The following is a 5,837-nucleotide window of genomic DNA, read 5'->3' as shown; positions in this document are numbered from 1 at the left end:
GGACAACGTGATCGACACGGCAGAAGGCCCAGGATGTGACACTCGAAAAGGGTAGCAACTTACCCTCGTGATTTGCGGCGCAAGACACTAGTGCCGCATCAAGCAACGTTCGCCCTCTTCTGACGAGTCTGCTGCGCTGTCGGTGGCGGTGGGGAAAGCCGACCGGGGTCACGCCCGCTGGAGTGGCCGTCGATACACCACTCCAGCGGACGTGACCGTGAGATGCGCAACCGACTCGAGTGTCAGCCACTTTGTGGTGAGCGGAGTCGTCCTTCATAACGCCGACTACCTCCGGCAGGACGAAGTGGTCCTGCAAGCGGACTTCCACTCGGAGTGGTATGTCCGCCCGGTCGAGCCGGGTGCCCAAGGGTGACCTGGCCGATGTCCGCGATGGCGGCTCAGGCGACGTTCGCCCTGTCGACTACTGCTCGTAGGCGCGCGTCGGCGGCGTGTTGTCCCGCCAGATGATGTAGCGGCGGATCCATGCTGCCCTGTTCCTTGTGGTTGCCGCGGTCGGTGCCGTCGAGGGCGAAATAGCACAGGGCGGTGAACTGGGCCTCAATCCGGTTGAGCCAGGAGCTGGTGGTCGGGGTGTGGGCGATCTCCGGACCGCTTGTCGGCGCTCACACCCCGCGGGGGTCAGCCCGCCCTCATCCGCATATCTCACACATCACGGCTACAGCCACCGCTCCAGACCCATCAGGAACTTCGCCAAGGTTCACCCTGACGAGCCGAACTCAATGGAGAACCGGGAGGACTGGTCCTCGGCCTGCCCGACGGTCTGGCCGCGATCGACCTGCGCCGACGGGGTGGCCGCACCGCCCGGTGACCGGCCGCGGGCGTTACGGGGATGAGACCGACGCGATACCTCCCTCCAGCACGCTGGCATCCAGGCCGAGGGGTTCCCCCGCCGGCCGGTCGCCGTCGGACCGGAGGAGGACGCAGGACGAGATGCGGAAGAGTTTCAAACGGCCGTCGGGCGCACGGCTGGTGGGCCTGACCGGGCTCATGTGCCTTGCGCTGGCGGGGTGTTCGTCGGGTGTACAGCCGGTCAGGGGGGCGGTGCAGACGGCGCAGGCGCCGTCTGCACTCCCGACAGCTGCGGAGCTGCATCTGCCGGTGGAGACCTATCTGTTCTCCGACGCGGACTCGGTGAAGCTGGCCCGGGCCGGGGCCGCGCTGCGCAGGAAGTGCCTGCAGAGGTTCGGCCTCGACCAGGCTGTCACACCCGCCGGCCAACCGACCGGGCCCCGCACGTTCATGGAACGTCGGTACGGCGTGACGGACCTGGCCCAGGTGGCGGCTGACGGCTACCACCTCGGTGACCGTGACCCGCGGACCCACCCGGTCGAGAAGCCCACGTTCTCCGCCGAGCAGCAGAAGGCGCTCACCGGGAAGACTGGTGCGGGTGGCGCCGAACTCCGGGTCAACGGTGTACCCGTACCGCCCGGCGGCTGCTACGACGAGGCGAAGAAGGAACTAGCCGGCTCGGGGGCGCTGGGCTCGAGCGACGTGGCCCAGCACGCTGATTTCGAGACCTTCAAGGCCAGTCTGTCGGTGCCGCAGGTCAAGCGGGCCTTCGAAGCCTGGTCCAGCTGCATGAAGGGGAAGGGCTACTCCTACCCCAATCCGCTGGATGCGATCAGCGACCGCCGTTTCCAGGGGGATTCGCCCACGCAGCTGGAGCGCGAGGTGGCGACGGCGGACGTGGTCTGCAAGCAGCAGGTGCATCTGGTCGACACCTGGTTCGCGGCCGAGACCTCCTTGCAGAACGAACTGATCGCCCGGCAACAGGCCGACTTCACGGCGGCGCTCAAGGTGAAGGGCGAGCAACTCGCCAAGGCCGATGCCGTGTTGCGCGATCAGTGAAGCAATTTTCCACGATGAGAGGACCGAAAGAAGAAATGAAGCGCACCCTCAAGCTCGCCGCGGCGGCCCTTGGTGCTGCCTTGCTCGTCCCGGCTTTCGCCACCACTGCGCACGCCGACGCGAGCGACTGTGAAAAGTGGTCCTTCTGTTTCTTCTACAACTCGAACCAGCAGGGCTCCCACGACACTCTGGGAGACAGCGTGCCCAACCTTGCAGGCTACATCTTCACCAGCCCCGGAAACGGTCAGGGCCAGCCCGTCAAGAACAACGCCGCATCTGTCGTGAACAACGGGTGCCCAGCCCACGTGTACTTCAACTCCAACTTCAGCGGCCCGAACGATTTCATCCCCATGTTCGAGTCGGCCAACCTGGAGAACACGTACAACGAGAACGCCTCGCTGTCCTTCACCACGCAGCTCTGCGCCTGACCATGCAGCGCAGCATCAAGCAGACCGTCGGCCGCCTGGGTGTTGCCGTGATCGCCGCCGTCGGTTCGGTGGTCGCCGTGCCCTCGGCGGCTCAGGCAGCCTCCTACAACGGGGTGTGCGGCTCGGGTTACAACGTCATCGACTCGATAGAGCTCGCGGGCGGCACCGCGTTCCTGACGTACAACAGCTCGACGGGTAAGAACTGTGCCGTGACGGTCCGCAACATCCCCGGTGGTCCGGTCTACGTGATCGCCAACATCCGGGTCGCCGTCGAGGGGAGCCCGTGGCAGAAGGACGGCGACTACTACAGCACGTACGCCGGGCCGGTCTACGTGTACGCGCCGGGCCAGTGCATCGACTGGGTGAGCGCGATCGACGAGGACTTGGCGGAGAAGCTCGACTCCCACTGCAGTTGAGTCCCCGCGACTTTCCATGATGAGAGGACCGAAAGAAATGAAGCGCACCCTCAAGCTCGCCGCGGCAGCCCTGGGCGCCGCCCTGCTCGTCCCCGCCTTCGCCACCGCCGCGCACGCCGACGCGAGCGACTGTCCGGAGTCGTACTTCTGCCTGTTCTACAACTCGAACGAGCAGGGGTCCCACTTCGTGGTGTCGCAGAGCATCCCCGACCTCGCCGGGTACACCTTCAACAGCCCCGGCAACGGCCAGGGGCAGCACGTCAAGAACAACGCGGCCTCGGCTGTCGACAACTCGTGCCTGACGGTCTGGGTGTACTACAACTCCAACTACAGCGGCCCGAGCGACATGTTCAACTACCACGAAGCCGCGAACCTGGACAACACGTACAACGAGAACGCCTCGGTGAAGTACGCCATCCCCTTCTGTGGCTGAGCCCCGCAGCCGAACAGCCGGGCCCCGGTGAGCACTTGTCGCGTACCGGGGCCCGGCTGTTCGTGCTTGCATCCCCTCCGACTCCGGGAGAGGATCGGCCGATGTTCGAGTTGCTTCCCGCAGTCGGGGTTGTCCTGCCCGGTGGTACAGCCACCCTGCGGTTCGGGTCCGGTGGGGGGAGGGTGGCCGAGGTCCTGGCGGGCCTCGGTGGTGTCCGGGCGGTGGAGGGCGATGCCGGGGGCTGCGCTGTCCGCTGGGGTGACGTCGAAGTGACCGTGCGCGTGGAGCAGGTGGGCGGGGAACTGGCAGTCCGCTCTGTCGAGTTGAGTCGTGGCAGGTCGGCGTCGGGGAGCCCGGGTGGGACGCCGGTGGTGCTCGGGGACATCGACCTGTTCGGCTACCCGGGGGTCGAGGTGCTGGAGGCCCTCGGTGATCGGCTGCCGCCGGAGTTGGAGGTCCGGCCGGTCGACGGGCCCGGCTACCTGACGAGCGTCACCCTGCACGCCACCGCGCCGCGCCCGCCGGTAGGCCGCCGGGCGCGGGAAGCGGCAGCGGCGGAGGAGGCCGAGCATGCCCTGGCCGAACTCGAACCGCTGTGGACCACGGAACGCGACCGGTGGCAGCTGCTGGAGGCCGGCGGCGGCTATCTGCCCTGCCGCCGGGACGATCCACGGACCGTGCTGATGATCTGCCACGAGGCGGTGGCCCGTCGGGTCACCGCCGCCATGCTCGCGGCCGGGGTGGAGGTCGTCCCGGCGCCGTAGGTGTGGTCAGGGCCGCCGGGCACGGGAGTGATCCGTGCCCGGCGGGTGATGCTGAACGGAAAATCGAACCTCAGCTGGGCAGGCGGCAGCGTCCGGTGTGCCGTGCCCGGCAACGTTCGCCTCGTCCCGTAACCGTCCTGGTCGGGCGACTGGTTCTGTTGTGGTCCGGTCAGAGGGGCGGAATCTGCTCGGGTACGAGTCCGGCCTGGCGGAGAAGTCCGTAAAGGTCGGTCTCGCCCCAGAACTCGACGATCCGTCCGTCTCGGAGCCGGTGGGACTTGATGCCCGTCATCGTGAGATCCCGGCCGCTGCGGTCGTGGGTGTAGGTGAGGGTGAACGCCACGGTGACCCGGTCGCCGGCCGCGAAAAGGTCATCCACTTGGACGCGGCAGTTGGACAGCCCTGGAGTCAGCACCGCCCCCTCGGGGTAGTGCCGCCCCTGGCCGTGAAGACCCGCGCCATGAACGAGGACGTCCTCGGCAACGAGCTCTTCGAGCGCGGCGACCTCCTTCGTCTCGAAGACCCGAAGGTAGCGGCGGACGACTTCGGCGTTGCTGTTGCTGATGTCTTCGGCTGAGTCGGACATGGAAGGACCGTATCCATCGGCCGATCGGACTCGCCAGGGCACATCCCCGGACGGCCCCGCTCGTCGACGCCGCGCGGGACCCATCCGGTGGAGCATTCAGAATGACCCTATGGCTGAGAAAGTGAGGGTCCATGAGATCGACGACGACGAGGGAGGCCGGCTACTGCGGATCATCCGCAGGGGCACCGGCTCGGTGGTGACCTGGCGGCGGGCCCAGATGGTGCTGCTGTCCGCGCAGGGCCTGCCGGTGGTGAAAATCGCAGAGGTGACGTTCACCAGCCCGGACCGGGTCCGGGACGTGATCCACAACTTCAACGACGGCTTCGACTCGCTCTACCCGAAGTACCGGGGCGGACGGCCCAGGACCTTCACCCTGCCCGAACGCCGGGAGATCAAGAAGATCGCCAAGTCCAAGCCGGCCGAGCACGGCCTGCCGTTCTCGACCTGGAGCTGACCAAGCTGGCCGACTTCCTGGTCGCCGAGGGGGTGGTCGACGACATCAGCCACGAGGGCCTTCGCATCCTGCTCCGCGAGGAAGGCGTCTCCTTTCAACGCGTGAAGACCTGGAAGGCTTCCCGCGATCCCGACTACGCGGCCAAGAAGGCGAGGGTCGAGCACCTCTACGCGATCGCCGACGGCGAGGTCATACCCGAGGAAGGCGAGCCCGAAGTCGTCTTCTGCATGGACGAGTTCGGGCCGCTCAACCTCCAGCCCCACCCCGGGAAGCAGTGGGCCGAGCGCGGCGGCCGGCACAAGGACCCCGACCGCGAGCCGAGGCCCCGCCGCCGGGCGACCTACACCCGCCCACACGGGGTCCGGCATCTGTTCGCCGCCTACGACCTCGCCAAGGACCAGCTCTACGGGCACATCAAGAAGACGAAGAACCGCTCCAAATTTCTGGAGTTCTGCCGCTACCTGCGCTCACTGCATCCGGCGGATGTGCGCATCGCGATCGTCTGCGACAACTACTCGCCGCACCTGACGACGAAGCGATGCCAGCGGGTCGGGACGTGGGCGGCGGCGAACAACGTGGAGATCGCCGACACCCCGACCAACAGCTCGTGGCTGAACCGGATCGAGGCCCAGTTCACCGCCCTGCGCTACTTCGCCCTCGACGGCACCGATCACGCCAGCCACAAGGAGCAGGGCAGCATGATCCGCCGCTACATCATCTGGCGAAACAAGCACGCCGGCGACGAACGCCTCCGTGACGTGGTCAACAGGGCGAACGTTGGCCTGATGCGGCACTAGTGTCTTGCGCCGCAAATCACGAGGGTGAGTTTTGCTCTGATGCCGGGCCTGTCGGGTTGATCTTGGTGAGATAGTCGGCGAGGGATTTGA

Annotated in this window: 6 protein-coding genes and 2 pseudogenes; 6 read left to right on the top strand and 2 right to left on the bottom strand. The window is 66.8% G+C overall.

The window, feature by feature from the left end; all coding sequences use genetic code 11:
• Positions 1-398: 398 nt before the first annotated feature.
• Positions 399-605 (bottom strand): annotated as a pseudogene (locus tag AB0P35_RS41375) (IS630 family transposase); the annotation flags it as partial.
• 346 nt (positions 606-951) lie between these two features.
• Here AB0P35_RS41375 and AB0P35_RS41370 point away from each other — a divergent pair.
• The 5 genes from AB0P35_RS41370 (at position 952) to AB0P35_RS41350 (ending at position 3,910) form a co-directional block, all read left to right on the top strand.
• Complete coding sequence (locus AB0P35_RS41370; RefSeq protein ID WP_363521626.1) at positions 952-1,869, top strand: hypothetical protein; 918 nt, start codon at positions 952-954, stop codon at positions 1,867-1,869.
• A gap of 35 nt (positions 1,870-1,904) precedes the next feature.
• Positions 1,905-2,297 carry a peptidase inhibitor family I36 protein gene (locus AB0P35_RS41365; RefSeq protein WP_363521623.1) on the top strand — a complete coding sequence of 131 codons (393 nt, stop codon included), beginning with the start codon at positions 1,905-1,907 and terminating at the stop codon, positions 2,295-2,297.
• 2 nt (positions 2,298-2,299) lie between these two features.
• Positions 2,300-2,713 carry a spore-associated protein A gene (locus AB0P35_RS41360; RefSeq protein ID WP_363521620.1) on the top strand — a complete coding sequence of 138 codons (414 nt, stop codon included), beginning with the start codon at positions 2,300-2,302 and terminating at the stop codon, positions 2,711-2,713.
• Positions 2,714-2,750: 37 nt separating this feature from the next.
• Complete coding sequence (locus tag AB0P35_RS41355) at positions 2,751-3,146, top strand: peptidase inhibitor family I36 protein (protein WP_363521617.1); 396 nt, start codon at positions 2,751-2,753, stop codon at positions 3,144-3,146.
• Positions 3,147-3,514: 368 nt separating this feature from the next.
• A complete protein-coding gene (locus tag AB0P35_RS41350) occupies positions 3,515-3,910 on the top strand; it encodes a hypothetical protein (RefSeq protein WP_363521614.1) in 396 nt (131 codons plus the stop codon).
• Positions 3,911-4,079: 169 nt separating this feature from the next.
• Here AB0P35_RS41350 and AB0P35_RS41345 read toward each other — a convergent pair whose 3' ends face one another.
• Entirely contained in the window at positions 4,080-4,496 is a 417-nt protein-coding gene (locus AB0P35_RS41345) for a nuclear transport factor 2 family protein (RefSeq protein WP_363521612.1), read from the bottom strand.
• A 109-nt stretch (positions 4,497-4,605) separates the two neighbouring features.
• On the opposite strand from AB0P35_RS41345, the pseudogene AB0P35_RS41340 reads away from it, so the two are divergent.
• Positions 4,606-5,747, top strand: a pseudogene (locus AB0P35_RS41340) (IS630 family transposase).
• Positions 5,748-5,837: the final 90 nt, after the last annotated feature.

The organism is Kitasatospora sp. NPDC085879 (genome assembly GCF_040686255.1).
Taxonomy (GTDB): domain Bacteria; phylum Actinomycetota; class Actinomycetes; order Streptomycetales; family Streptomycetaceae; genus Kitasatospora.
This window is presented reverse-complemented; position numbering and strand designations above follow the sequence as displayed.

Excerpts from the sequence above, each read along its gene's own strand:
- AB0P35_RS41370 (WP_363521626.1), top strand. The coding sequence starts at position 952 with ATGCGGAAGAGTTTCAAACGGCCGTCGGGCGCACGGCTGGTGGGCCTG.
- AB0P35_RS41365 (WP_363521623.1), top strand. The coding sequence starts at position 1,905 with ATGAAGCGCACCCTCAAGCTCGCCGCGGCGGCCCTTGGTGCTGCCTTG.
- AB0P35_RS41360 (WP_363521620.1), top strand. The coding sequence starts at position 2,300 with ATGCAGCGCAGCATCAAGCAGACCGTCGGCCGCCTGGGTGTTGCCGTG.
- AB0P35_RS41355 (WP_363521617.1), top strand. The coding sequence starts at position 2,751 with ATGAAGCGCACCCTCAAGCTCGCCGCGGCAGCCCTGGGCGCCGCCCTG.
- AB0P35_RS41345 (WP_363521612.1), bottom strand. The coding sequence starts at position 4,496 with ATGTCCGACTCAGCCGAAGACATCAGCAACAGCAACGCCGAAGTCGTC.